The sequence below is a fragment of the Azospirillum sp. B4 genome (assembly GCF_000333275.1).
In the GTDB taxonomy this organism is placed as follows: domain Bacteria; phylum Pseudomonadota; class Alphaproteobacteria; order Azospirillales; family Azospirillaceae; genus Nitrospirillum.
The window spans coordinates 1-25,943 of sequence record NZ_BACU01000097.1 but is presented as its reverse complement, the minus strand read 5'-3'; the positions used below and the strand labels follow the sequence as shown (position 1 = coordinate 25,943).

Below are 25,943 nucleotides of genomic sequence, written 5' to 3'. Positions count from 1 at the left end.
CGCAGGCGCTCGGNCGTCAGCGGCAGGTACGGCACCACCGTCACCGNNCCCAGGAAGCCGCCCTTGTAGTGTTTCAGCAGTTCCGGATGCAGGGCGGCGGTCAGGCCCGCCAGATCCGGCAGCGTCTCGCGGTCGGCGGCCAGCGCCGTCAGCAGGTCGGACCCGGCGTTGGACGCCATCAGGATGGTGGTGTTGCGGAAGTCGATGTCGCGGCCTTCGCCATCGCGCAGCACGCCCTTGTCGAACACCTGGTAGAAGATGTCCTGCACGCCGGGGTGCGCCTTTTCCATCTCATCCAGCAGCAGCACGCCGTAGGGCCGGCGGCGCACCGCCTCCGTCAGGATGCCGCCCTCGCCATAGCCGACATAGCCGGGGGGAGAGCCCATAAGGAGGGAAACCTTATGCTCCTCCTTGAACTCCGACATATTGATGACGGTCAGGCTCTGCTCCCCGCCGTACATCATGTCGGCCAGCGCCAGGGCGGTTTCCGTCTTGCCCACGCCGCTGGGGCCGGCCAGCAGGAAGATGGCGGGCGGCTTGCGCGGATCGGCGATGCCGGCGCGGGCGGTGTGCAGCACGTCGGCGATCAGGTGCAGGGCGTCGTCCTGGCCTACCACCCGCTGGCCCAGGCGGCTTTCCAGGCCCAGCACCGTTTCGATCTCGCTGGACAGCATGCGGCCGACGGGAATGCCGGTCCAGCGCGCCACCACCTCCGCCACCGCCTGGGCGGTGACGTCGTGATGCATCAGGGGCCGTTCGCCCTGGAAGTCCGCCAGGTCCTGGTGCAGGCGGGCGTGGCGGGCGCGCAGCGCCGCCATGTCGGTGTCAGCGCCCGCCGTTTCCGCCATCTTGTTTTCCAGGGCGCCCCGTACACCCACGATCTCATCGATCAGGCGGCGTTCCTCCGTCCAGCGCCAGTTCAGGTCCTCCTGCCGCAGCCGGGCGTCGGCCAGGCGGTTGTCCAGCGCGGTGACGGCCGCGTCATGGTCGGCGCCCAGCGCGGCCTCGCGCAGCAGCGATGCCTTCTCCGTCTCCAGCCCCTGGGCCTCGCGCGCCACGGCGTCCAGCGCCTCCGGCCGGCCGGCCTGGCTCATGGCCACCATGGCGGCGGCGGTGTCCAGCACGCTGACGCACTTGTCGGGCAACTGGCGGCCGGTGATGTAGCGGTGTGACAATTCCACCGCCGCCCGCACCGCCGCGTCCAGGATGCGCACGCCATGGTGCTTCTCCAGCGTCGGCACCAGGCCGCGCATCATGGCGATGGCCGTCGCCTCGTCCGGCTCATCCACCTTCACCGGCTGGAAGCGGCGGACCAGGGCGGCGTCACGCTCGATATAACGCTTGTATTCCGCCCAGGTGGTCGCGGCGACCATGCGCAAGGCCCCGCGCGCCAGGTCGGGCTTCAGCAGGTTGGCGGCGTCGCCCTGCCCCGCCTGGCCCCCGGCGCCGATCAGGGTGTGCGCCTCGTCCACGAACAGGATGATGGGCTTGAGGGAGGCCTTGACCTCATCGATCACCCCCTTCAGGCGGTTCTCGAACTCCCCCTTCACGCCGGCGCCGGCCTGCAGCAATCCCAGGTCCAGGGTACGGATGCTGACCTCCCGCAGGGCCGGCGGCACCTCGCCGGCGGTAATGCGCAACGCCAGGCTTTCCACCACGGCGGTCTTGCCCACGCCGGCCTCGCCCACCAGGATGGGGTTGTTCTGGCGGCGGCGGGTCAGGATATCGATGACCTGCCGCACCTCCGCGTCCCGGCCGGTGATGGGGTCGATGCGGCCCTGGGCCGCCTCCGCCGTCAGGTCAATGGTGTACGCGTCCAGGTTGGGTGTGCGGCCGCCGGGCTTGGCCGTTGTGCCGGGCACGGCACCGGCCGCCGGCGCCTCCGCCTCGATCAGGGCGTCCAGCGCCTGGGGATCGATGGCCTCCAGGGCTGCCGCCAGCTCACCGAAGGCCAGCGCGCCGTTCTTGTCCGCCACCAGGGCGGCCAACAGGTGAAGGGGCGACATGGCGCCGGCCTTGAAGCGCAGGGTGGCCAGGAACCAGGCCTCGCGCATCAGCGACACCACGCGGGGGGAGAAGGCGGGCGCCCGGCTGCTGCCGGTGCGGCACCGGGCCAACCCCCGCTCCAGCGCGCGCTCCAGCGTCTCCGGCGTCATCCCCACCTGGGGCAAGGCCGGGCGCAGGCCGGTATCCGGCCGATCAAGCAGGGCGTGCAGCCAGTGCTCGATCTCGATCTCATAATGGGTTTTGCCCATGGCGCCGCCGGCTGCGGCTTCCAGTGCACGCCGGGCCGTGGCATCCAGCCCATCGACCAGCGTCCTCAGATCCATCGAATCCATGTCCAGACCCGCGCTCTTGGTTGACGTAAACCTCGATCCCACCGCATGCCCCAGGCCCACCGATGGCACGACTGCAAAATAAAACTGGAAATCATCCTGAAACTTACCCAATAGTTATAATATCCAATTTGCCACTGTTATTGCCTCACTTACGTAATATTACATTAATACAAGGCCCCTTTTCATATTTTAGATAAAAAAATAGCTTTAATCAACGCCTTTTATACTGATAATTGCGTCATCAGGGTCGTTCAGCATGGGCAGCGACGCCACCCAGCTGTCATAGCCCAGACGCGGTCCCGCCCCGTCCCGACCATCCAGGGCGCAGGCCGGCACCTCCTCCCGATGCAGCACCAACTGCACGTCGAAGCCCAACTCCGGCCCGGCGTAGAGACGGGCCAGTTCCACCAGGCGCTTGAGGCCGGGGCGTCCTGGCAGGTGGTCCATGAACTGGCGCCGCGTCAGGGGGCCCAGGACGATGCGGAATTGGCCCTGCACATCCCACATGCGGGCGCCGGCCACCGCGTCCACCCCCAGGCGGTTGTAGGCCGGGGCCTTGCCGCCCAGGCGGAGGCGGCTCTGTTCCTCCGGTGGGATGGCGATCCAGCGGCCGGCGAACTGCCGCACCTTCACCGGCAAGCCGCAGGCGTCGGCCAGCAGGCGCTCCAGCGAGATGGCGGCGCGGGGCTGCTGGCTGAACAGGCCGGCGTAGAACAGCGGCACCTCGTCCCCCACCGACAGCCGCCCGCGCAGGTGGGCCGTGCCGAAGCCGGCGATGCCGAACAACGCCGCCGTGGCGCCGTCGCCGCCCTCCAGCCCGCGGTGCTCATACAAGGCGGGCAGGCGATAGCGGCGCCAGGCACGGAACAGCAAGGTGGCCAGGCGGTCGTTGAACAGGTCGAGGAAGGCGGCGAAGCCTGGCGTGCGGTCGCGCAGGCTGCGGATGGCCGTCTCGGTATAGGTCTGCGGCAGGGCCGACACCGGCCCCGTCAGGGTCATGACGTTCAGGTCCAGGCGGGCGGGTTCCGGCCGGCCGCCCTCCTCGCCGTCCCCTTCGGCCTCATCCGCCAGATGCGGCAGGTGCAGGCGCTGGATCTCATGCGCCGGGAAACACAACGACTGGTTGGCGGCGAAGCGGATGGGAAGCTCATCCTCCTCCCCGCCACCGAACTGCCGTTCCAGCAGTTGGATGGCGCGGAACAGGTCGAAGCGAAAAGGTTCCTGCCGCAGAAGATCGATCAGGGCCGGCGGGCCGGCCAAGGTGGGGGTGGGAGCGATGGCGTTCATGCCGTCACCTTGGCGCCGATACGGGCCCCCCAGCGGGCCAACGGCTCGCTCCGCCCCTTGGCCCGCACCGTCAGCCGGGTGAAGGAGTTGAGGGAGGTGTAAAGGGCGAAGAAGCGCTCCAGCACCGCCGCCGGCAGATAGACGCCCATGGCGCCCGCCCGCTCCGGATCCATCACCAGGTCGATATCCACCCCGCGGCACAGGGCGGCGAAGTCGGCGTGCGGCGCCCGCGCCGTGGCCCGGCGATAACCGATGGCCGTGACCGCGTCGACGATGGCGCGCGTTTCCGGCGTGTCCTTCAGGTCGTAAAGCTTCAGCAGTTCCCGCAACGCCGCCGCGCCGCCCTGCCCTTCCCCCCTTTGCCCTTGCCCCCTCTGGCCGTCCATCCCCCCCTTGCCATCGATAAGCGACAGGTGGTTGAGGTTGAGATGGGAGATCAGGCGCCAGCGGGCGCCGTCGCCCGTCTGGGGCCGCACCACGGCCGTGGGCGGGGTCAGGCAAGTGACACCGCCCACCGGCCCGCCCTCAGTCAGGTGCAGGCGGGGATGGCCGCCGCCGAAAGGCAGTTGCGCCGGCAGGTCGCGGTTGAAGCACAGCGTCTCCACGCTGACCGTCCAGTCGGGCGGGGCGTTGGGGTTCAGGCCCACGTCGACCAGGGAGATGTACATCTCGCTGCTGCGGTCGCGCCCGCCGCGGGGCCGGCGCATGGCATGCCAGAAGTGCTGGTGCCGGGCCGGGTCCCCACCGTGGTGGTTGCCATAGAGCGGCAGGAATTCGGCCTTCTCCCCCCGGGGCGACGAGGCGCGCACCCGCTCGATGGCGTAAATCTCGCGCGCCTCCGGCCGGCGCGCGTCCGCCTGCACCAGATATTCGGTCGCGTCGTGGCCCAGGATGATGGGCTCCGCCGATTGGCGGAACAGGTTGACGACCGGGACACAGCCCAGCGCGAACACCTGCGGCCGCACCAGCCGCTCCCCCTCCGTCCACACGCGGTCGAGGTAGAGGTAGACCTCCATATCCCGGCCGACGCCGCGCAGGCTGCGGGCGGTGAGGCCATGCAGGTCCACGAACAGGAACTTTTCCGGAAAGGCGAACAGCTCGCTCAGCAGGCGATAACCCAGGAAGGACTGGGCGCCGTAGGGCACCATGCCCTCCTCCGGCTCGAAACCCACCGGCGTCAGGTGCTCCGGTCCCAGTTCAACCGGCATGGGATCGTTCACATCCTCCACCACCGCCATGCCGACGACGTTGTTCAGCAGCAGCTCGTGCAGGGTGTAGGCCAGTTCCGGCGGGCCGGAGAGGAACAGGCGCAGGCGGTCCACGCCCAGGTCGGTCAGCCCCTGGCCCTGGGCGGTGGAGCTGATTTTCAGGCGCAGCACCGACTTGGCCTGGCGGGCGGCCGCCACCAGGGGGGCCGCCGCCGGCAGGGCCGCCAGGCTGGCCGCCGTCACCTCCACCGGCCAGATCTCGGTCGGCATCGTGGTCTGGAAGCGGCAAGGCTCACCCCGCACCGCCTCCGTCTCCACCTGCGCGCCACGCGGCACGGTGAAGCTGCCCGTCAGCTCCGGCGCCGCCTTCATCTGCACGATGGCCATGGAGGGCAGCGGCGTCACGTAGTGGGGGTAGAGCACGCCCAGCAGCGCGTCGGTCAGTTCGGGGAAGTCGTCATCCAGCTTTTGCCGCACCCGGGCCGTCAGGTAGGCGAAGGATTCGATCAGCCGGGCGACATGGGGGTCGTCCACCGTGGTCGGACTGATGCGCAGGTTGCCCGCCACCTTGGGGTGCTCCGCCGCGAAGCGGGTCGCCGCCCGTCGGATGGCCGCCAGTTCCTGGTTGTAGAAGGACAGGAAGGTGTCAGGCATGGGGGTCGCCCTTGATCAGGAAGGTCTGGCTGACGGGATCCAGCACGGATTCGAAGACAATGGGTTCGGGCGCCGGATCCAGGCGGATCACCGCCTCCACCCGGAAGCGCAAGGTGCGATCCAGATTGCGGCCGCCGTTCAGCAGGGTGACGGCCACGGCGGACAGGCGCGGCTCGAACTCGCGGATGGCCGTCTCCAGCGCCCGGCCGAACGCCGCCTGACGCTCCGGCGCCGCCATGTTCAGGGCCGTGAAGTCGGGAATGCCGTAGTTGAGGGCGGACCGCCCCACCTCCGCCAGGTCGGGCCCCAGCTTGCCCGGCCGCCGGCGGGTGTTCAGCATGGCCTCCAGATCCCGGCGGATGGCGTTCTTCAGCTGCGACAGCGCCGCGTTCCAGCCGGGGGCGCGCACCGTCGGGCCTTCCACCGGCTGGATCAGCCGGTCAAGCACGGATGGCACGATGGTGGCGGGCTGGGGTGCCGGCATGACTTACGCCGCCTCCACATCCGCTTGGCGCCCGTCGAAGCGCAGGGTGGTGAGGTCGGCGGCGCCCACCGCGTCGTCTCCCACCAGGAAGCAGCGCTGGCCCCGGCCCAGGATGGCGCCGTGGCGGTCCACCCAGTCGGTCAGGCGACCCAGGCGATGCTGGTCGGTCATGCCCTCCCCGCCGGCACCGGCATAGATCATAGGCAGATAGAGGCTGCCGGCGGTGCCGTCGCGTAAGCTCAGGCGCACCGGGCGCCACAGCAGGTCGGCCGGACGTTTGGCCGGGGCCAGGTCCAGGCCCTGCACGTCCGCCAGGTCCACCCAGTAATAGGCGCCATCGGCGCTCAGCAGCTCCAGCAGGCCGCCGCAGGCGTCGTCCAGGTCACGAAAATCGGTGAAGGCGATGCCTTTGTGCTGGCCGGCGGACGGGCGGCGCAAGGCCTCCGCCTCCGCCAGGATCCGGGCCGCGCCGCTGGCGTCCCCCGCGCGGGCCTGGACGCCCGCCTCCAGGTGCAGGCGGGCGGCGGCCGACACCTCCGTCAGGAACTCCGGCGGGCGGCCGGCGCGGTACCAGTCCTGCCGCGCCGTCTCCGCCCGGATCAGCTGCCGCAGCAGGGCGACGGGGACCATGGAGCCCGGGTCCTGGTTCAGCACCACGGACAGCTGGCTGTCCGCCCGTTCCAGCTGCCCGCCCAGGCACAGCAATTCGGCCAGCAGATAGCGGGAACCGGTGTCGGTGGGGGCGTTCTGCACATAGGCGGTGGCGGCGACCGTGGCGCCGGTCAGGTCGCCGGCCTCCAGCGCTTGGGTGATGGCGGTCTGGCTCATGGGGTCCCTTCCGTCAAGCCTGGGGGCCGACGAGTTCCGTGACCAAGCGGAAGCTGGTCTGGACGTCGTCGAGCTGGAAATGCGGTTTCAGATGGATGACGCAGCCAAAGGCGCCCGGCCGGCCGGCGATGTCGCGGACCTGCACCTCGGCCTCGCGCAAGGGATAGCGGGCCTTGAACGACGCGCTGGCGTCGTCGTTGCCCAGGCAATAGCCCCGCAGCCAGTCGCGCAGGTGATCCTCGAAATCATGCGCGGTGGCGAAGGAACCGATCTTGTCCCGGCCGATCATCTTGATGTAGTGCGCGAAGCGGGAGGCGCAGAGCACGTACTGCAGCATGGCGGAGAGCCGGGCGTTGGACGTAGCCGTGGCCCGGTCATAGACCTTGGGCGCGTGCAGGGACTGGCAGCTGTAGAAGACGCAAGCGTCGGCGTAGCTGACGCGCGACAGCGGCACGACGCCCAGGTCGCTCAGCTGCTTCTCCTGCCGGTCGGACAGGTAGACGTCCAGCGGGGCGGCCGGCGCCGTCGCCCCGCCCAGCGCCGGGAAGGTATGGCCGGGAAAGCGGTCCACCAGGCCGCCACCGTTCAGGTCATCCGGCGCGCCCCGGATATCCGCGAACCAGCCGTACTGGTGAAAGGCGCGCATGACCACGGTGGCGAAGGCGAAGGCGGCATTGCCCCAGAGGTAGTCGCCCGCCCCTGGCCGTCCGGCCCGCTCCGCGAAGCGGAAGCCGTCGATGCGGTTGGGATCATGGCGGTAGGGCGGGCGCATCATCACCCGCGGCAGGGCGATGCCGATGAAGCGCGCGTCCTCCGCCTCGCGCAACGCCCGCCAGCGGATGAACTCATGCCCCTCGAAGGAACGGGCGAGGTCCACGTCGCTGGCCATGTCGCCGAAGCTGTCCAGCCCGAACAATGCCGGCGAGCAGCTGGTGACGAAGGGGCAGAAGGCAGCGGCCGCCACGGCGGCGATGGCCTTCAGCGTGCCCACGTCGTCGGTGGGATGGTCGGCGTCCCGCTGGTGCTGCACGGCGTAGTCGCCGATCAGCAGGCCGAAGGGCTCCCCGCCCGGCGTGCCGAATTCGTCGCTGTACACCTTGGTGAACAGCTGGCTCTGGTCGAATTCGATGGCGCGTTCGAAGTCGCGGCACAGTTCGCGCCAGGAAACATCCAGCACCCGGATCTTGATGGCGCGGGTGGACGCCGAGGCGTCCACGAGCTGGAGCAGCCCGCGCCACGACGCCTCCAGCTGCTGGAAGCGGGGATGATGCAGGATGGCGTTGACCTGGGCCGTGAGCAGAGCGTCGATCGCCGCGATCAGCTGGTCGATGACCAGGCGCTTGTCAGGATGGCGGCTGAGATCCAGCCGCCAAGCCGGGGGCGCGTCCGGCCGGGGGACCCGGCCTTCCATCGCGTCGATCCGCCCCCCCGTCGCCAGGGCCACCCCCGGGGCTGCCGCCTCAAGGGTCTGTCGCATCAGAGCTTGCTCGGTATCCGTGCCACCATGCGCAGCGAGGTCGTCAACTCCTCCATCTGCAGCCAGGGCCGCAGCCAGGCGATGGCGTTGTAGGAGCCGGGCTTGCCCGGGATTTCCTTCACCGTGATCTTGGCCTCACGCAAGGGATAGGCCGCCTTCATCTCCTGGCCAGCGCCCTCATTGGCGTTGACGTAGTTGTTGATCCAGCGGTTCAGCCAAGCCTCGCAGTCCTCGACTTCCAGGAAGCTGCCGATCTTGTCGCGCGCCATCACCTTCAGGTAATGGGCGAAGCGGGACGTGGCCATCATGTAGGGCAGGCGCGCGGAGATGGCGGCGTTTGCCGTGGCGTCCGGGCGGTCGTACTTCTTGGGCTTCTGCACCGTCTGGGCGCCAAAGAACACGGCGTAGTCGGTGTTCTTGTAGTGGCAGAGGGGCAGGAAACCCAGCTTGCCCAGCTCGGCGTCGCGGCGGTCGGTGATGCCGATCTCCGTCGGGCACTTCTGGTCGGGGTCGCCGTCGTCGCTGACGAAGACATGGGTGGGCAGGGTTTCCACCTTGCCGCCACCCTCGGCGCCACGGATGGCTGTGCACCAGCCGTACTTGGCGAAAGCCTCGGTGGCGCGCGAGCCCAGGACGTAGGCCGCGTTCATCCAGCAGTACTCGTTATGATCCAGCGCCAGTGACTTGCCGGCCGGGTCCAGGGGGGCTTCCTCGAAATTGAAGTCGTCGACGCTCAGCGTGGCGGCCCCGTACGGCAGGCGGGCCAGGACGCGCGGGAGGGTCAGGGTGACGAAGCGGCTGTCCTCGCTGTCGCGGAAGCTGCGCCACTGCGCGTATTCCGCCGTCTCGAAGATCTTCTCCAGATCGCGGGGCTTGGCCAGCTCCTGATAATCCTGGAAGCCGAACAGCTTGGGGCTGGCGGCGGAGATCAGGGGCGCGAAGGCGGCGGCGGAGATGCTGGACAGACTGGTCAGCATCTGCACGTCCTCGGGGTGGTTGGTGAACTCGTAATCCCCGATCAGCATGCCGTAGGGCTCCCCGCCCGGCGTGCCGAACTCGTTCTCATAGAGCTTCTTGAACAGTTCGCTCTGGTCGAACTCCACCGCCTTGGACAGATCCTTCATCAGCTCGCGCTTACGCACGTTCAGCACGCGGATCTTCAGGTTGGCGCTGGTCTCCGTGTTCATCACCAGGTGGTGCAGGCCCCGCCAACTGCCCTCCAGCTTCAGGAATTCCGGATGATGCATGATGGCGGCCAGCTGCTTGGACAGCTTGGCGTCCAGGGCCTTCACCGCCGCGGTCAGCGTCAGCGTCAGATTGCGGTTGTAGGTGACGGTGCCGCCCAGGGCCTCTTGCGTCAGCGTGCGCAGCAGTTCCTGCACACGGGCGGGTTCGGTCTGCTTGGTGGCGCCGATGGCCTGGTCCAGCAGCGAGACGCCCTCCACGGTGCCGGCGGCGGCTTCCTCGCGGGATACGGTCAGGGTGTCGGTCATCACTTCACCTCCTCGGTGGCGGCCCCCAACTGCTGCGACAGCTTCCGCAGTTGGGTGTCATCCTGAAGAATGGACTCCAGCAGGTCTTCCAGCTGGGTCGAACGGTCGGCCTTGGTCAGCAGGTCGCGCAGCTGGTTGCGCGTCTCCAGCAACTTGCGCAGTGCCGGCACCTGCATGACGATCTGTCCGGGTTCCATGTCCTCCAGCGAGGAGAACTTGAGATTCACGGCCATCTCGCTGCCGTCGTCCTCCAGTTCGTTACGAACCCGCAACGACAGGGACGGCTTCATGCGCGCCAGGATCTCGTTGAAGTTGTCACGGTCGATCTGAATGAACTTGCGGTCCTTCAGCGGCTTCAGATCCTCCGTCGGATCGCCGGAGAAATCGCCGAGCACGCCGACCACGAAGGGCAGCTCCTTCTCGACCATCGCCCCATCGGTCTCGACCTCGTATTTGATATGCACGCGCGGCTTGCGAACCCGCTCGAGCTTGTCATGAACGCTGGCCATCTAACCTTCTCCTACCCATGGGTTGCTGTCTGTCTAGGGTTGCCCCGGAATAAGAATGACGATGCCTCAATGGCTTATTGCCCGTTGTTCTGGTTGGGTCTTATGCCGGCGGTGGTCAGCAGGGTGTTGCGCGCCCCGGCATCGGCCAGCAGCTCCGCCAGCAGTTCGGGCAGCGGCATGCGGCCGCGCCGCACCAGGTCCTCGATGGTGTAGGACAGGGGCGAGTGTGGCTCCGTCCGGCGGAAATACTGGCCGATCTCCGCCAGCTGGTTCAGCGCCTCCTCCCGGCTGGTGATGCCTTTGGCCGGGCGCTGGGGAGCCGTCTCCTCCGCGAGAACCGGGGCGCCGGTGGCGGATTGCAGGATCACGTCGGGCACGGCGGCCTCCTCCACCTCTTCCTTGGCCGACAGGCCGGTCAGGAACACGACGGCGTCCTCCACCTCCTCCAGGATGTGGGTGATGGTGGAGGTGGGCGGCGCATCGGCGCCCGCCCGCTCGGTCAGCAGCCGATCAAGGTCACGGAAGGCCTGGCGGCAGGCGCGGACCTCGGCCAGCAGCGCCCGGTTGCGGGCCGCCGGCTGCTGGCCCATGCGCTGGGACAGGGCGTCCAGCGTGGGCGGCTGCGTCCTGCCTGGCCGGCTGCGGCTGTCGGGTGTCTGGCTGGCGCGTTGCGCCAGGGCGTAGTGCCAATAGGCGATGGGCTCGCCCCCGTCATCGCGCAGCAGCGGCACCTTGCGGATGGGCTGGATCAGCGTGCCTTCCGCCCCATGGCCGTTCAGCCCGCCGATGGGCGCCAGCCGCACGGCGATGCCGTCCTCATCCGGGCCATCCGTGTCGGGCAGGGGATGGACGCCATCCCAATGCCGTTCCACCAAGCCCGTCAGCAGGCGGAAGCCATCGGCCAGGCCGGCGAAGCCGTCCAGCCGCACGGCGGCCTCCGTCAGCCACACGGCGATCTCCACATCCTTGGTCCGTTGCGTCAGGACGATGCGGGCCAAGTCATGGATGCGCTGCCATTCCGCCAGGGAGGACTGGGCCTCGTCCTCGGAATCCGCCCGCCGCTCGATGGCGCGGGCCGTGGCGCGCAGATCCTTCAGCTGGAAATAGGCGGCGTCGCCCCCGGCATGGGTGCGCAGGTCGGGGCCGCAGGGCTGGTCACCCGGGATGGGGGCCAGCAGGCCGGGGAGGTCCAGGGTGGCACCGGCGGTGTCGGCGGGGGATGGGATCACCGTGTCCATCACGCCCCCTTTCGGAACGGCCACAGCCGAGCCCACAGGCCGCCACGGGCCGGGGCGGCGTGAACGCTGTCCAATGCCCGCAGCAGCGGCGCCAGATCGGTGGGCCGGCGCTTGGGATCGGGCTGCAGCATGGCCTCGACCAGGGGACGCAGGCGGCTGGGCACGGCGTCCAGCGCCGGCACCTGGCGGCGGGCGGCCGTCGCCTCCTCCACCGTCTGGCCCATGGGCAGCTTCTCGCCCCGGGCGGCGGCCACGATGACCAGGCCCAGACTGTAGATGTCCGACGCCACGCCGATGGCGCCGCCGTGCATGCCCAGCTGCTCCGGCGAGGCGAAGGAGAACTTGCCGGCGAAATCCAGCCCATCGCGCGGCGTGACCCCGCCCCGCATCTCCCGCGCCACGCCGAAGTCGATCAGCTTGGCGGCGGCGGGATTGTCGCCCGGTAGCAGGATGTTGTCGGGGGAGACGTCGCGGTGCACCAGGCCGGCGGCATGCACGGCCGCGAGGCCGGCCGCCAGGCGGCGCAGCAGTGCCTCCAGCCCCGTCAGCGCCACAGGGCCCCGTCGCAGGAAGTAGGAAAGCGACTGACCGTCGATATACTCCAGCACCAGCATGGAGCGGCCGTCGGTGTCGCGGAACAGGCCGGCGCAGTTCACCACCGCGTCATGGCGGATGCGCTGCAGCAGGCGGCCTTCCTCATGGAACAGGCCGACGATCTTGGCGTCGTCCCGGTACTCCGGGATTATGACCTTGATGGCGTGGTCCGTCTTCAGGTCGCGGTGGCGCACCCGGTAGATTTCACCCATGCCGCCGCGCGCCAGCAGGGTGCGGACGATGAAGGTGTTCAGCATGGTGCTGCCCGGCGCCACGGACCAGCCGGTGGGGTCGGCCTTGGGCGCGGCCGCCCCGGCGGGCGATGCCGCCGGTTCATCCTCCCAAGGGCGTTGGGCGGACTGGATATGGCGGTCCAGCGCCGCGCGGGCGCCGGTCAGCAGGTCCAGGGAGGCCACCTCGTCGAGGCCAGCGCGGTGCGCCTCCGCCCGGATGGCGGCGATGAAGCCCGCGACCTGCCCCTCCATCCCTTCCCGCGTCGGCACCACCGGGACGGCCGCCGCCGGGGTCACCAGCACCTCGGTCAGCTCCGCCGGGGCGAAGCGCGTCAGCTCGTCCGGTGTCTCCGGGCTCAGCAGCAGCGATGTCATCTCGTCTGGCTGCTGCAGGGTGTCCGCCTCGGCGGTCGGGCTGGGCATGATGGCGGCCGGGCTCATTCCGCACCCCCTTGGCGCACGTCCTCCAGCGCCGGAGCCGCCGTCACCGGGGCTTGCGCGGCGGCGGCGGCGGCCACCGGATGATCAGCCTCCGGCACGTCGACGACGATGGCGGTCAGGTTGTCGGGCGCGCCGCTGACCAGGATGTTCTCCACCAGGGCGTCCACCGTCTCGCGCGGGGGCAGGCCATGTAGAAGGGTGGCGATCTCGGTGTCGTCCAGCACCTTGGTGATGCCATCGCTGCACAACAGGAAGCGGTCGCCCGGCTGGATCACATCCTGCACCATGTCGATCTCCAGCGTGTCGGCGGCGCCGACCGCGCGGGTGACCAGCATGGTGGCGCGCTGGTTGTGGTTGACCCCGGCGGCGACGTGGTCGGTGGTCAGCTGGCGCAGCCGGCCATCGCGCAGCAGGTAGACGCGGCTGTCGCCCACCCACAGGCAGTTGAAGCGGTTGGCGTAAATCAGCAGCACCACGGCGGTGGACGCGATCAGCGCCTGGTCGCCCAGGGTGGCGGCCTGGGCCCGCAGCTTGTCGTTGGCCTCCACCAGGGCCTCGCGCACCTCATCCACGAAGCCACCGTAGGACAGGGGCGGCAGCACGCCGTCCAGCGCCTTGACCGTCAGGGCGCTGGCCACCTCCCCCGCCGAATGGCCGCCCAGGCCGTCGGCGACGCACCACAGCCCCAGGTCAGGGCGCAGCAGCAGGGCGTCCTGGTTGATGGTGCGGCGGGTGCCGGGATGGGTGCGGCCATGGCCCGGCAGGGCCACCACCGGCCGCAGCAGCAGAATGGGCAACTCCTCATCCGCCAGGTGTAGCCCGGTGTCGGCCGGGCGTTCCCAGCCCCAGCGTTCCCACCGGCCATCCAGGAAGGCGGCGTAGTTCTGCGGCGCCGGCAGGCCGGGAGAGATCAGCAGCGAGGACGCGACCTTGTCCGACCCCGTGGTCCACCACAGGCTGAAGCGGTTGTTGAAGCCGATCAGCACCTGGTCCAGCAGTTCCGCATAGGCGCTGCCGAGGGCGCCCCGGCCGCCGGCCCCGCCGTTGTTGGCCAGGCCGACGCGGAAGGCGCTGCTTTCCGCCGGGCCCCGGGTGGTGTCGTAGGGCGGCGCGCCCAGGACGCGGGCGGCCTGGTCGAAGCTGTCGAAGTCGAAGTCATCATCCAGCGAGGTCAGGGCCAGGTCTTCCACCCGGTCGAACCATGACCGGCCGCTTTCGATCAGGCGGATGGGGGCGACGCAGCCGGGCAGCGGGGCCGCCAGCACCAGGGGGAAGTAACGCCCCACCCGGTCGACGCTGGGCATCAGCACGCCGGCGATGGCCGTGTCGCCGCAGACCCCCGGCCCCAGGACGAAGCGCCAGACCGGCGTGTCCAGGTAGCTGGGCAGCCAGGCCTCGCCCATCTGCCGCTGGCTGGTGGCGAGCGACGACTGCAGCCACTCATCCAACGGGCGGACGATCGCGGGGTCGAGCCGCCGGGAGACGAAGTCGCCCCGGGCCGGGATCTTGCCGAAGAAGCCCGGCTCGCGGGCCGAGGCGGCGCCATTCAGAAAGAGACTGGACAACGGAACGCCCTCAGTTCTTTGAGGATGAAGGGGTTGAGCGCGGTGCTGGACTTCATCTCGAACCCCGCGTTGTGGGTGCCGGAGGTGAAGTTGACCCGCAGATTGTCGCTGCCCAGCGGCGTGACCGTGCCCTGGTCGACCAGGTGGAACAGCGACCACGCGCCGGTCTTCATCACGCTCTGCGGCATGCCGTCGGTGACCTCGAACACCACGCGGCTGACGCCGTTGGGATCGTTGTCCGGCCACTGCAAGGCGGCCGGCCACTGCGGCCCGTGCTGGTATTCGATCTGCTGGCCGCCGCTGGCGAACAGCACGCCGGTGGACTTCGGATCCAGCGTCACCGGCGTCACCTGCAGGGCGACGCGGGGCTGCTGGCCGCCGTCGGGGAAGAAGGCGTCGCGGATCTGGGCGGCGTTCTGGAAGGAGGCCAGGACGCTGTCGGGAATGCCCAGGCCCGTGTCGCCCACCTTGCTCCACCGCCACTTGGACCCCGAGGTGTCGACCAGGGTCTTCAGGTGCGCGTTGAAGAAGTTGTCCATCATGCCGCCGGGGGCGAACAGACGGGTGAAGTCACCCACCGAGATTTCCTTGGCGCTGTCCTTGGCGAAGGGGTAGCGGTCCTTGACGGCGCGGGTGCAAAAGCCGCCGACCTCCCCGCCCCACAAGTTGGTCAGCTGGGCGCGGGCACCGCCCACGGACTGTTCGGACGCGCTGCCGGTGATGGTGCCGATCCAGCCGGAGACGGGACGCGGCATCTGCGGCGCCTGGCTGTTCAGCATCTGGATGGGCCCGCCGGCCCCGCCGTGGGAGGTGCGGGTGTACATGGCCATCCGGCCGTTGCCGGGCCCGCTGGCGACGTTGCTCAGCTCCTGATAAGCCTCGCCCAACAGGCGCACCAGATCCTCCACCCGCGCCGGCGCGCCGTTCTGGGGCGTGACGAAGTCGACGATGGGCTGGAAGTGCTGGGCCACGGCCAAGGCCCCGGCCGGGACGTCCGGCGCAGGCACGGCGGCCGGAACCGTGGCGCCGCCCGGCGCGGGCACGCCCTTGGGCGCCGCCGGGAGTGGGACGATCTGGGTTTCCGCCGCGACATCCTTCAACAGCTTGAGCAGGGGCATGTCGGGGCTGGAGACCAGGTTCAGCAGGGTGATGGTCTGCTGCATGTCGGCCAGCGGCACGATGCGCAGGTCGCCCAACATGGTGTCCCACTGCTGGATGTAGTCGGCATAGTACAGCTGCATCACCCGGTCGCGCAGCTCCTGGGCCTGGGCCGCCTGGTTGGCGCCGGCGGCGGGCTTGTCACCCATCACCCAGCCCTGCCCCTGCACCTCGGTGATCACCGCCGAGAGCGCCGGCAGGAAGGCCTGGTAGCCCTCGGGGGTGTAAAGGCCGGGAATGCCCTCGGTCAGCGGCTTGCCGGAGATGCGGGTGAAGACGTGGTCGGCGGTGGCACCGGCATGGTCGACGGGGCGCCATTGCGGCAGCTGGCTGACGCCCTCATGCTGACGGACCAGGGCGTAGACCCGCTCCGCCGGCGCCAGCTTCTCCAGGTTGCGGCGCGATTGGGCGATCAGGCTGGCGTCCAGCGGGATGGGCGCCAGGCTGCCGCCCAGCAGGGTGTCCAGGTGGCGGGCCAGGTCGTCACGCTGGCTCTTGTTCGCCTCCCCTGGCCAGGCCGCGGCCCAATCGGCGGCCATCCACTGGCGCACGGCGGCGGCGTCCATGGGGCCGCGGCTGCCCAGCATCAGGTAAATCTTCAACGCGCCGGCCACGAAGTCGTCATCGTCCTGATGCGCCCGGATCTGGTTCTGCAGGCGCACCAGCAGGCGGGGCAGCAGCAGGCCGTTCAGCGCCCGGTGATAGACGGCGGCGTGCACCGTCTTCAGCTTGTCGCCCTGGTACAGGCCGAAGGTCAGCCAGTGGCTGGCCACGCCCTCGTTGTTCTCCAGTCCCGTGGGCAGGTTGCGCAGGATGTTCAGCGGCTTGACTACGCGGGGCAGGTCGTCGTCCGTCACGTTCTGGCTGGGAATGCCGGCGGCCGCCTTGTCATAGGCCTGCAGGCCATCGTCGATCAGGGCGACCTGACGCTTGTTCTCCTGGTAGCCGGTGCTCCAGGCGTAGGCCAGCACACCCAGGATGACGGCGGCGGTCGCGTAGGTGGCGATGCGCAGGCGCCGGCGCCGCTGTTCCACCTTGGGGTTCAGGCTGACGACGGCGGCCTCGGCGAAGATCACCTCGTTGAACAGCCGGGTCAGGAAATAGCTGCGGCCCTGGCGGTTGTTGGCCGGCATGCGCACAGGATCGAGGCCAAAGGTGGCGGCGATGGTGGCCATGGTGCGGTCGATGGGCATGCCCACTTGCACGCTGCTGGTGAAGTAGCTGCCGCGCAGCAGGGGCCGCGTCTCGTAGGGGCTGGCGCGGAAGATCTCTGTCAGGATCTCCAGCATGGCGTCGCTCAGGCTGGCCACCTGGTTGGGGAAGTTGAACACCAGGCCGCGGCGCTCGATATCCGCCTCCTGCTGCACCCGTTCCAGCAGCCGCTCGTTCAGGCGCAGGACGAGGCCTTCCAGCTCATGCGGGAACTGGTCGACCACGCCGGCATGATCGGCGGCGCCATTGTCCAAGGGGAAGGTCATGCCCCAGACCTGCTCCCGCTCCGACTTGCCCAGGGCGTCGAAGTATTCGACGAAGCCCGGCACCAGGTCGGTTTTGGTGAACAGCATGTAGATCGGGAAGCGCAGGCCGAAGCGGTCGTACAGCTCGTTCAGGCGCAGGCGAATGGCGCGGGCGTGGTTCAGGCGCTCGGTCGGGTCCGGGGCCATCAGGTCGGCCAGGCTCATCACCACGATGGCGCCGTTCACCGGCTGGCGGGGGCGGTAGCTCTTCAGCAGGTCCAGGAAGCCCAGCCAGGCGGTCTGGTCCTGGTGCGGGTCGCTGTCCTGAGTGGTGTAGCGGCCGGCCGTGTCCAGCAGGATGGCCTCGTCCGTGAACCACCAGTCGCAATTGCGGGTGCCGCCGATGCCCTTCAGCGGGTCGCGGCCGATGGTGGTCGACAGCGGGAAGTTCAAGCCGGAGGTCAGCAGCGCCGAGGTTTTGCCGGAGCCGGGCGGCCCGATCATGATGTACCAGGGCAGCTGGTACAGGTAGCTGCGGCCCATGCCCTTGCGGCCGGCCTTCTTGCGCAGCTGGCTCAAGGCTTCCTGCAAACGGTCGCGCAGCAGGCGCAGCTCCTCGGCCGAATTGACGTCGGCGTTGCGGCGGCGCTCATCCGCGCTGGGGTCGGTCAGGTCGTTGACCATACGCCGGTCGGTCTGCCGGGCCTTCAGGTTGACCTGCAGGTTGAAGGCGGCCCAGGTGGCGAAAACGGCGCAGCAGGCGATCAGGCGCACCAGGTCGCTTTCCAGCGGCCGGTGGCTACCCACCGCCACCAGGGCGCCGAAGAACCAGATGGCCAGGGCGAAGCCGACGGCCCACACCAGGGACCACACCCAGCGGGCGCGGAAGGGCTGCGCCAGGGCCGACAGCAAGGGCTGGGCGAAGGAGACGCTGCTGGGGACGTTCAGGGGCGGGACGCTCATTGGGCGGTTCCCTCGTTGGGCGTCGTGACGGCGGCGGCCGGCGGCGCCGGAAGGGCGGCCGGGGGCGTGCTCAGGATCACGTCGATGCGGCGGTTGGCTTCGCGGCCGGCTTCCTGGTCGTTGGTGGCGATGGGCTGGGTATCGGCCATGCCCTGCGCCTTGACCCGCGACTTGTCGGTCAGGTGGGGGGCGATGACGGCGGCGACCGCGTCGGCCCGGGCCTGCGACAAATGCCAGTTCGACGGGAACCGGATGGTGCGTATGGGAATGTTATCGGTATGTCCCGTGATCAGCACATTGCCCGGCCGCGTGTTCAGCGCCTCGCCGATGCGGTTCAGCAAGGCGGCGTAGCTGTCGTTGACCTCGCTGCTGCCCGACGCGAACATGCCGGCGTTGCGGATGCGCACGACGGTGTCGGTGCCCTGGCCGACCACGGTCACCAGGCCTTGGGCGATCTCAGGCGCCAGGAAGGCGCGAAGCTGGTCGATGTCCTTGGCCTTGGGCTGAACCGGGGCGGTGGGCTGGGCGATGCTGATGCTGGGCTGGCCCACGGGCGGCAGGGTGGCCATCCGTTCCAAGGTGGCGTCGGAGCTGCCGTTCAGCGCGAAGCTGAAGCCCGTGGCCATCGCCGTGATGAGGATCAGCGTGGCCGCCATGACGGTCCAGAACTCGATGCTGGGCAGCAGCGGGCGGAAGGGGGCCTCCACCCCACGCCAGTGGACCGACAGCTCGCGCTCGGTGTCGCCGCGCCGCTGCATCAGGATGCGGTAGAGGTTGTCGCGGATGCGGGCGTGTTCCAGCGTGCCCTGCGGCAGGATGCGCAGCCGGCCTTCGAAGCCCAGCGACAGGCAGAGGTACATCAACTCCAGCACCTGGACGTTGACGCCCGGATCCTTCAGCAGGTGGTTCAGCAGGTCGTAGAAGCGCTCGCCGCCCGTCACATCGATGTGGAAGGTGATGACCATGCCGGCCCGCGCCCAGGTGCTGCTGGCCCCCCAGGGGGTGTTCAGCACGATGTCGTCGATGGTGGCGCACAGGGCGTAGTGGGCGGCGCGTGCCGCCTCGTTGCTGACGCCCGTGGCCTGGGCGCGCTTCTCGAAGGTCTTGATCTCCTCCGCCACCCGCTCACGCAGTCCCTCGATGTTGGACTGGGCGGCGGAGGTGCGCAGCCGGCGCGCCAGCGTCAGGATGGGACCGGCGGCGGCGACCAGGGGGTTCAGCCCGCCCAGGGTCAGATCCACCGTATCCTCGGGCGCGTAGTCGGTGGGCGGCGCCACCAGCTGCACCGGCGCCGGCCGGCGGCCGCCCGGCGTGGGCTTGACGATGGTCGGCTCGTGCGCCGTCTGGCCGTAGCTGGGATAGGACATCACGCACCCCCCTTGATGGCCCAAAGCTCCATTTCGATCTGCGCGAAGTCACCCGCCAGGTGCAGGGCGATGCCGCCGGACTTCTGAAGCTGTTTGAAATGCTGGCTGCTGCGGTCCAACTCGAAGAACACCTGCCCGCTGCGGTAAGGCAGCTGCCGCGGCGCCACCGGCAGGGGCCGGACGTTGATGCCGGGCAGGGCGACGTTCACCAGCTGCGCGATCTGTTCCACCGGGCCGATCTTCACCTGGTTGGGGAAGACGCGGCGCAGGTGCTCCACCGGCATGTCGGCGTTGACCGCCAACACGAAGGTGGCGTTGAACAGCAGCGACCGGTCGACGATGACGCCCACCTTGATGCCGTGGCGACGCGCCTGCAGCGGGATGGAAACGGCGGTCTGCTCCAGCACGGCGCTCAAGGAGGCGCGCAGGTCGGAGAAGACGGGCCGGAAGGTGTTCTGCAGATCCTCATGCCGGTATTCGGGGAATACGGCGGCGCGCTTGGTCTCGGTGGTGAAGGTCGCCAGTTCCCCCGCGATCTCCACGCACAGGCGGTAGAACCGCTCCGGATGAAGCATGGCGGCGGTGGCGGCGTAGTGGCGCAGCAGCGGCTCGTACCGATTGACCGTCTGCAGCAGCAGGAAGTCCGCGACCTCCGCCGCCCCCTTGGCCGAGGGACCGGAAAGACGGCCGGCCAGGGCCTCCGCGCGGTGCTGGATCAGGGCCTGCAATTCCGTCAGGAAGGCCGCCAGCGGCGCTTGCGCCGCGACCGAGGTGACGGGCGCGATGAACTGTTCATCCAGGATGATGGCGCGGTCGGACCGCACCTCCACCACACGGGCGACCGCGATCTTCTCATACCCCGCCAGGGGCTGGGTCTCAGGCGCCAGGCGCAGGCGCAGGCGCGCCACGTCCATGGCGGCGGCCTGGTCGCTGCCCAGATTGGCGTCCTCCGCCTCATACCGCGCGGGCACGAAGCGGGTGATGGCGTCCTCAGAATTCGTCAGCCCCACCTCGGCCCCGCCGGGCTGGCGCACGGGCAGGGTCAGGTAGATGACGCAGTTCTTGGTCGTGTCGAACAGCTCCAGCGGCGGCGGGTGGTCCGCCTCGTCCGGGATGGAGAAAGGGGTGCCGTCCGGCAGGATGCCACAGGCCGAGACGAGCGCGAACTTGCCGATGCCCAGCAGCTCCCGGTTCACCGTCAGTTCGCTCAGGCCCCAGGCGAAGGGGGCCAGCGGCTCGGTGCGGGCGTGCAGCAGGCGCTCGACATGCCGGTCGGCCTGTTGGAAATGCTGAACCCGCAGGAACATGCCCTCGGTCCAGACCACACGGTTGGCGGACATCATGGCCGGGGCCTCACTTGGCCGGGGTGGCGGTGCGCGGGGCCGCGTCACCCTGGGCCACGGCCGGCGACGGGTTGGCCGCCGGGTCGCGCTTCACCACCAGGCCGTTGGCGCCGACCGTGATGTTCAGCGACACAGGCCCCGTGTCCGGCAGGGCCACCACCTCACGCCAGTTGGCCTGGTCAATGGCGCGGTAAGCCGCGACGATACCGACATAATGGACCTTCTCGTTCTGCGGCAGGGTCACTTGCCGCTTGTCGCCCGGCTGCAGCACGAATTCGTCGCGGCCCAGCTGGTCGGGGCCCAGCGCCTGGGCGTCATGCTGAATCAGCTGGATGGGGGCGGCGATGGTGAACTTGTCCTTGGACGACAGCTGGTAGACGCGGGCGACGATGGGCGACGGCCGGCCGAGCGTGTCCGGGTTGGCGTCCGGGCCGACGTTGATGGACACGGGCACGGTGGTGCGCGGCGGCGGCGCGGGCGGCGGCTCATGCGCGCATCCCGCCAGCAACAGGACGGCGCCGGCCAGGGTGGCGGCCAAGGGACGGACGGGGGCGATGCGCCGGGCGGTGGTGGTGGAAGGCATCGTCTGGGGAACCCTGTTGGTCTGGGTAGTCTCGGGGAAGGAGCCGGGCAGGTTCAGATGTTCCTGAACTGCTGGGTGTAGGCGGCGGAGAACTTGGTGCCGAGCGGGGGGCCGTAGGACTGTTCGCCCATCATCCGCTGGTGCGTCTGTTCGTACTTTTCCCAGCAGCGGGCCTTGTGCACCTGGGGCACCATGGAACTGCTGACGTCGTTCCTAATGGTGTCAGGCGACAACTGCTCCAGCACATCGGCCACGACCGTCTTCATGCCGGCGATCAGCGCCACTTCGTGCGCCTTGATGTCGCGCAAGCTTTCGCGGATGGCCTCGGGCGCGTCCATGAAACCCATGACCCGGCGGCCGATCAGCACGGCCAGCGTGCCTTCCAGATTGGCGGAGAACTTCAGGGGGTTGTTCTCCTTGGCGCGCAGCAGCGTGTGCTCGATGCGGAACTCGGACTTCAGGAAGGCACGGAGTTCCAGCAGTTCGCGCAGGCCCGCGACGGCCTCGCGCAACGCCAGGCCCATCTTGTGCATCAGCGCCGGGGCGTCGGCCGCGTCGACCGCGTCCACCGGCAGACCCACACCGGCCAGGAAGGCTTCGAACACATCCGCCGGGATCGGCGCGGCTTGGGGGGCTTGGGCCTGGGAGGCTTGAGCTTGAGAGACCGGGCTCTGCGCAGCCTGAGCGGGCGCGGGCGACGGCGCAGCGGCGGCGGCGACCGGCTGGGGGGCCGGGGGGGCGGCGGCCGGGGTCGCCAACGGCGTCGCGTTCATGGTGCCGGGGGCCACCGGATGCGGCCGGGCGGCGGCCGTGGCCGGGTTGATGGGCAGGATGGTGGCGCCCCCGCCATTGAGGGGGGCGCCATTGGTCGGGATGGCGGGCGCGCGGGCGGTGGTCGCGGCCTGGCCGGGGCGCGGGGTGGCGAAGGCATCCGCCATGACCTGGGCGGCGGCGCTGACGGATTCCAGCTCCTCATGCAGGGGGCCGGCCCCCTCCCCTTCCGCCTGCCAGTCCATGGGGATGACGGGGTGCTTGACCTCCGGCGCTTCGAAATAGGCGCCGGCACCGACATGGGCCACCTCGGCATGGCTGGCCAGCGCATGGGCCAGCGTGCCGCCAAAGGCCGGCTCCGGTTCCGCCTCGCGGTCGCCCAGCATGTCGGTCAACTGCAACTCGCCGACACGATCGCCGGCCAACACCTGCGTCAGCGATGGCACGTAGCCGGTGCGGCCGTTGTTCAGTCCGTCCAGCGTGTAGTCCATGTCCGGATCGGTCAGGGTACCGCTGGTGCCCAGGGAGGCGGTGGCCAATTGGGGGGAGGCCAGCGGGGAGGAGGCCAAGGTGGGGTTGGACAGCGGGTTGGCGAAGGCGCCGCCGTTGGCATGGGCCGCCGGGGCATGGGCCGCCGGCTGGTCTTCGATTTCCAGGCGCAAGGTGCAGGGGCCCAGGTTGATCACGTCGCCATCGTTCACCGGCTGGGCGTTGCCCCGGCCCAGCGGCGTGGCCGCCCCGCCGACGAACACGCCGTTGGTGCTGGTGTCGATGACGAAGTAGGTCTGACCGCGCAGCTCTATCCGGCAGTGCTGCTTGGACAGGTGACGCTGGGGGTCGATGACCACCCAGTCGTTTTCCGCGCCACGCCCGATGGTGAAGCTGCCGCCGTCACAGACGCGGGTTTCACCTTCGGAGATGGAGCAGTCCCCAGCCACAAGAACCCGTAAGACAAGGGCCATCTGATCCTCGCTGCGCAAGGACGGCGGTATCGACGTCATCCGAGAGGTCGATAGGGCGTCCAATCTTTTAACGATAAATTTAGCAAGCTATGCTCGCTGATATAATTCAGACGGCAGTTCCGTCGAGCCCCCAGAAACGGATCTCGTTGGAGTATGCAGTCTGAGGTAGATGGGTAAAAATTGGCGTTATCACCCAGTCAATTGGTATAGTTTCAAAGTATATTTTAAATACAATTTTAACAGATACTGGCGTCATTGGCCGTTGTAATTCCTGAGTAAATTGAACGCGCCTATTCCATCCCTCTTAGGTCTAGGCCACCCGGCAGGCGATGGATATATACGGCCAAACCCCAGGTCTTATGACCGGCGGAAAACGGGGCTTCGATCCCTTGGAACCACCTTCCTTGCCCCCGGTCCAGCCCGATAATGTGTTAACACAGAGGTGCCAGGGCGGCGAAAAGCGGCCGTTTCCCTTGGGTTTCCTGATCTTAACCGTCGAACCCGCACCACGCCCTTCCGCCATCAGGATATGGCCCGCCGAAATCCTCTACCGTAAGACTGTAATCCCTTCGCCAGAGGCGGATGTGCGCCCAGCCTAAGTCAGTCTGCCAAGACGCAGTCAACAATTCTGTAATAACGGCAGAATTTTAAAGCCATATCAACATGAACGACACACTGTTCATCTACCATTAAAAATAAATGACGGCGTATCTCTGGTCGCTCCATGCCCTGATATCGGTTGGCCTCGCCCGTGGGGTGCCCTTGACGCCCCGCCCGCCCCCCATAGTTTTGTGTCGCGCTGACTGGAAGCGTCCGGCGCGCACCCGTCCGCCGGGCATATGAGGAACTGATGGACACCTACACCCAAGCGGAGCGGCTGCTGGGGATGGACAGCCCCCTGGGGCCCGACCAGTTGCTGCTGGAGGCGCTGGAGGGGACCGAGGGGCTGTCGGTGCCGTTCGAGTTCCGGGCGACGGTGCGCGCCATGGACGACAACCTGGATCCGAAGGTGCTGATCGCGCAGAGCGTGGATTTGAAGCTGCGCCTGGACGACGGCGTCTATCGCGTCTTCAACGGCGTCGTCGCGTCACTGACCGGCGGGCACGCCGCCTCGCGCGGGCAGCGGCACTACACCCTGCGCGTCGTCCCCCGCCTGTGGTTCCTGACCCGCACCAGCGACTGCCGCATCTTCCAGAACAAGACCACCCTGGACATCCTGGAGACCATCTTCGGCGAACTGGGCGTCACCCAGTACGACTTCTCCAGCGTTAGCGCCCCGCCCCCCCGGGAGTATTGCGTCCAGTACCGCGAGACCGACTTCAACTTCGTCTCCCGCCTGATGGAGGAGGATGGCCTCTACTATTTCTTCCGCCATGAGGCCGGCAGGCACACCCTGGTCCTGGGCCACCAGACGTCCGCCTACCAGACGGGCGCTGAGCCGCTGATCCCCTTCAGCGCCGCCTCCGCCCACAGCAACCACATCACCGAATGGCACCGCAGCCACGCCTACCAGGCCAGTGCTTGGGGCCTGGGCGACTACAACTTCCAGACCAGCAAGCTGGACCTGAAGCAGACGGTCCCCACCGTCTCCACCTTCCAGCAGGATCCCGAGCACGAGCACTTCGATTATCCCGGCCTGCACGACAGCGCCGGCGATGGCGAGCGGCGGGCCAAGCTGGCCATGCAGGCGGAAGAGGTGGAGCGGGAAACGGTGCAGGCCGCCAGCGACTGCCGGTCGCTGGCCCCCTGCGGCCGCTTCCAGCTGACCGACCATCCGGTGGCGGCGGAGAACGGCGCCTATGTCGTGCTGAGCATCAGCCACCGGGCCAGCGACCTCAGCTACGAGAGCGCCGGGTCCAGCCACTCCGGCTACGCCAACCGCTTCAGCTGCCTGCCGGCGGCCACCCCGTACGTCCCGCCGCGCGTCACCTCCCGCCCGGCCATCGCCGGCCTGCAGACCGCCGTGGTCGTGGGCCCCAAGGGGCAGGAGATCTATACCGATAAGCACGGCCGGGTGAAGGTCCAGTTCTTCTGGGACCGCCGCGGGCAGTCCAACGAGGCCAGCTCCTGCTGGGTACGGGTGGCGCAGGGCTGGGCCGGCCGGGGCTTCGGCGCCCAGACCATACCCCGCATGGGCATGGAGGTGGTCGTCGCCTTCCTGGAGGGCAATCCCGACCGACCCGTCATCCTGGGATCCGTCCCCAACTCCGAGACCACGGCCCCCCTGGGCCTCCCCGCCCAGCAGACACAGACCACCTTCCGCACCGCCAGCAGCCCAGGCGGCGGCGGCTTCAACCTCTTCACCCTGGAGGACAAGGCCGGCGCCGAGGAGATCGCCTTCCACTCCCAGAAAGACCTCTCCATGGTCGTCCAAAACAACGCGTTCGAGACGGTGACCAAGGCGTCGGTGCGCCAGGCACGGCAACTGATCGCGCTGAAGGTGGGCAACAGCACGGTCCAGTTCACGCCGGAACGGATCATCCTTTCCAGCAACGGCAGTGTCGCCGTGATGGACAAGGACGGTATCCGCTACAACGGGGGCAAGATCTGGCTGAACATGAAGGAGCCGGAGAACGCGCAGTCAGAGGTTTCCAACCCCGAGACCGCCGCCCGCCTGGCCAACTGCGCCGCCTTGGCCGATGCCCGCGACAACGCCGTGCTGGCCAACCACACCTACGGCAGCGACCCCACCATGCCGCCCGGCTACCGCATGCTTGATCCCGACACGCCCGAGGGCAAGGCGGAGCTGGCGAAGCTGGGTGTGCGTAAAGCTGACCTGTCCCCCGACAACACGACGTTCCGCGCCCAGGTCTTCGCCAAGGATGAGGCCGACGGCACCCACTACACCGTGGCCTATCGCGGGACGCAGACCGGCGAGGACTGGAAGAACAATCTGCAGCAAGGCCTGGGCGAGCAGTCGGAGGAGTATCAGCAGGCGATGAACCTGGCGGAGAAAGTGAAACACACGTCGGATGGCAAAGTGTCCTTT

Annotated in this window: 17 protein-coding genes; 1 reads left to right on the top strand and 16 read right to left on the bottom strand. The window is 68.7% G+C overall.

What is annotated here, in order from left to right; all coding sequences use genetic code 11:
- From tssH to tagH, 16 genes are all read right to left on the bottom strand, one after another.
- On the bottom strand, positions 1 to 2,330 hold a 2,330-nt coding region (gene tssH / locus I55_RS04950), incomplete at its 3' end, for a type VI secretion system ATPase TssH (RefSeq protein WP_252181017.1).
- Between the two features lie 216 nt (positions 2,331 to 2,546).
- A complete protein-coding gene (tssG, locus tag I55_RS04945) occupies positions 2,547 to 3,569 on the bottom strand; it encodes a type VI secretion system baseplate subunit TssG (protein ID WP_376739168.1) in 1,023 nt (340 codons plus the stop codon).
- 53 nt (positions 3,570 to 3,622) lie between these two features.
- Positions 3,623 to 5,488 (bottom strand): type VI secretion system baseplate subunit TssF, encoded by a 1,866-nt coding sequence (gene tssF / locus I55_RS04940; protein ID WP_044559390.1) that lies wholly within the window; start codon positions 5,486 to 5,488, stop codon positions 3,623 to 3,625.
- Complete coding sequence (gene tssE, locus I55_RS04935) at positions 5,481 to 5,972, bottom strand: type VI secretion system baseplate subunit TssE (protein ID WP_044559389.1); 492 nt, start codon at positions 5,970 to 5,972, stop codon at positions 5,481 to 5,483. Before tssE ends, tssF begins: the two co-directional genes overlap by 8 nt.
- A 3-nt stretch (positions 5,973 to 5,975) precedes the next feature.
- Entirely contained in the window at positions 5,976 to 6,800 is an 825-nt protein-coding gene (locus I55_RS04930; protein WP_044559388.1) for a type VI secretion system accessory protein TagJ, read from the bottom strand.
- Positions 6,801 to 6,813: 13 nt separating this feature from the next.
- Positions 6,814 to 8,277 (bottom strand): type VI secretion system contractile sheath large subunit, encoded by a 1,464-nt coding sequence (gene tssC, locus I55_RS04925; RefSeq protein WP_083900848.1) that lies wholly within the window; start codon positions 8,275 to 8,277, stop codon positions 6,814 to 6,816.
- Positions 8,277 to 9,770, bottom strand: coding sequence for a type VI secretion system contractile sheath large subunit (tssC, locus tag I55_RS04920; RefSeq protein ID WP_044559387.1), 1,494 nt, complete (start codon positions 9,768 to 9,770; stop codon positions 8,277 to 8,279). Before tssC (I55_RS04920) ends, tssC (I55_RS04925) begins: the two co-directional genes overlap by 1 nt.
- Positions 9,770 to 10,279 (bottom strand): type VI secretion system contractile sheath small subunit, encoded by a 510-nt coding sequence (gene tssB / locus I55_RS04915; protein ID WP_044559386.1) that lies wholly within the window; start codon positions 10,277 to 10,279, stop codon positions 9,770 to 9,772. The genes tssC (I55_RS04920) and tssB overlap by 1 nt, the downstream gene beginning before the upstream one ends.
- Before the next feature lie 74 nt (positions 10,280 to 10,353).
- Positions 10,354 to 11,517: a type VI secretion system protein TssA gene (tssA, locus tag I55_RS04910; RefSeq protein WP_044559385.1), complete on the bottom strand. Its 1,164-nt coding sequence runs from the start codon at positions 11,515 to 11,517 to the stop codon at positions 10,354 to 10,356.
- Entirely contained in the window at positions 11,517 to 12,785 is a 1,269-nt protein-coding gene (locus I55_RS32765) for a serine/threonine-protein kinase (protein WP_049973844.1), read from the bottom strand. Before I55_RS32765 ends, tssA begins: the two co-directional genes overlap by 1 nt.
- Entirely contained in the window at positions 12,782 to 14,350 is a 1,569-nt protein-coding gene (gene tagF / locus I55_RS37585) for a type VI secretion system-associated protein TagF (protein ID WP_064742466.1), read from the bottom strand. The genes I55_RS32765 and tagF overlap by 4 nt, the downstream gene beginning before the upstream one ends.
- Positions 14,332 to 17,928: a type VI secretion system membrane subunit TssM gene (tssM, locus tag I55_RS04890; protein WP_049973843.1), complete on the bottom strand. Its 3,597-nt coding sequence runs from the start codon at positions 17,926 to 17,928 to the stop codon at positions 14,332 to 14,334. The genes tagF and tssM overlap by 19 nt, the downstream gene beginning before the upstream one ends.
- Positions 17,925 to 19,295, bottom strand: a complete 1,371-nt coding sequence (gene icmH, locus I55_RS04885; RefSeq protein WP_049973842.1) for a type IVB secretion system protein IcmH/DotU — start codon at positions 19,293 to 19,295, stop codon at positions 17,925 to 17,927. The genes tssM and icmH overlap by 4 nt, the downstream gene beginning before the upstream one ends.
- Positions 19,295 to 20,638 (bottom strand): type VI secretion system baseplate subunit TssK, encoded by a 1,344-nt coding sequence (gene tssK, locus I55_RS04880; RefSeq protein WP_044559384.1) that lies wholly within the window; start codon positions 20,636 to 20,638, stop codon positions 19,295 to 19,297. The genes icmH and tssK overlap by 1 nt, the downstream gene beginning before the upstream one ends.
- A 10-nt stretch (positions 20,639 to 20,648) precedes the next feature.
- The gene (tssJ, locus tag I55_RS04875; protein WP_049973841.1) at positions 20,649 to 21,221 is read right to left on the bottom strand and encodes a type VI secretion system lipoprotein TssJ; all 573 of its coding nucleotides are present in this window, start codon (positions 21,219 to 21,221) and stop codon (positions 20,649 to 20,651) included.
- Positions 21,222 to 21,274: 53 nt separating this feature from the next.
- A complete protein-coding gene (gene tagH, locus I55_RS04870; RefSeq protein WP_159107109.1) occupies positions 21,275 to 22,954 on the bottom strand; it encodes a type VI secretion system-associated FHA domain protein TagH in 1,680 nt (559 codons plus the stop codon).
- An 850-nt stretch (positions 22,955 to 23,804) separates the two neighbouring features.
- On the opposite strand from tagH, the gene I55_RS04865 reads away from it, so the two are divergent.
- Positions 23,805 to 25,943: type VI secretion system tip protein VgrG (locus I55_RS04865; protein WP_049973840.1), on the top strand; the 2,139-nt coding region annotated here is incomplete at its 3' end.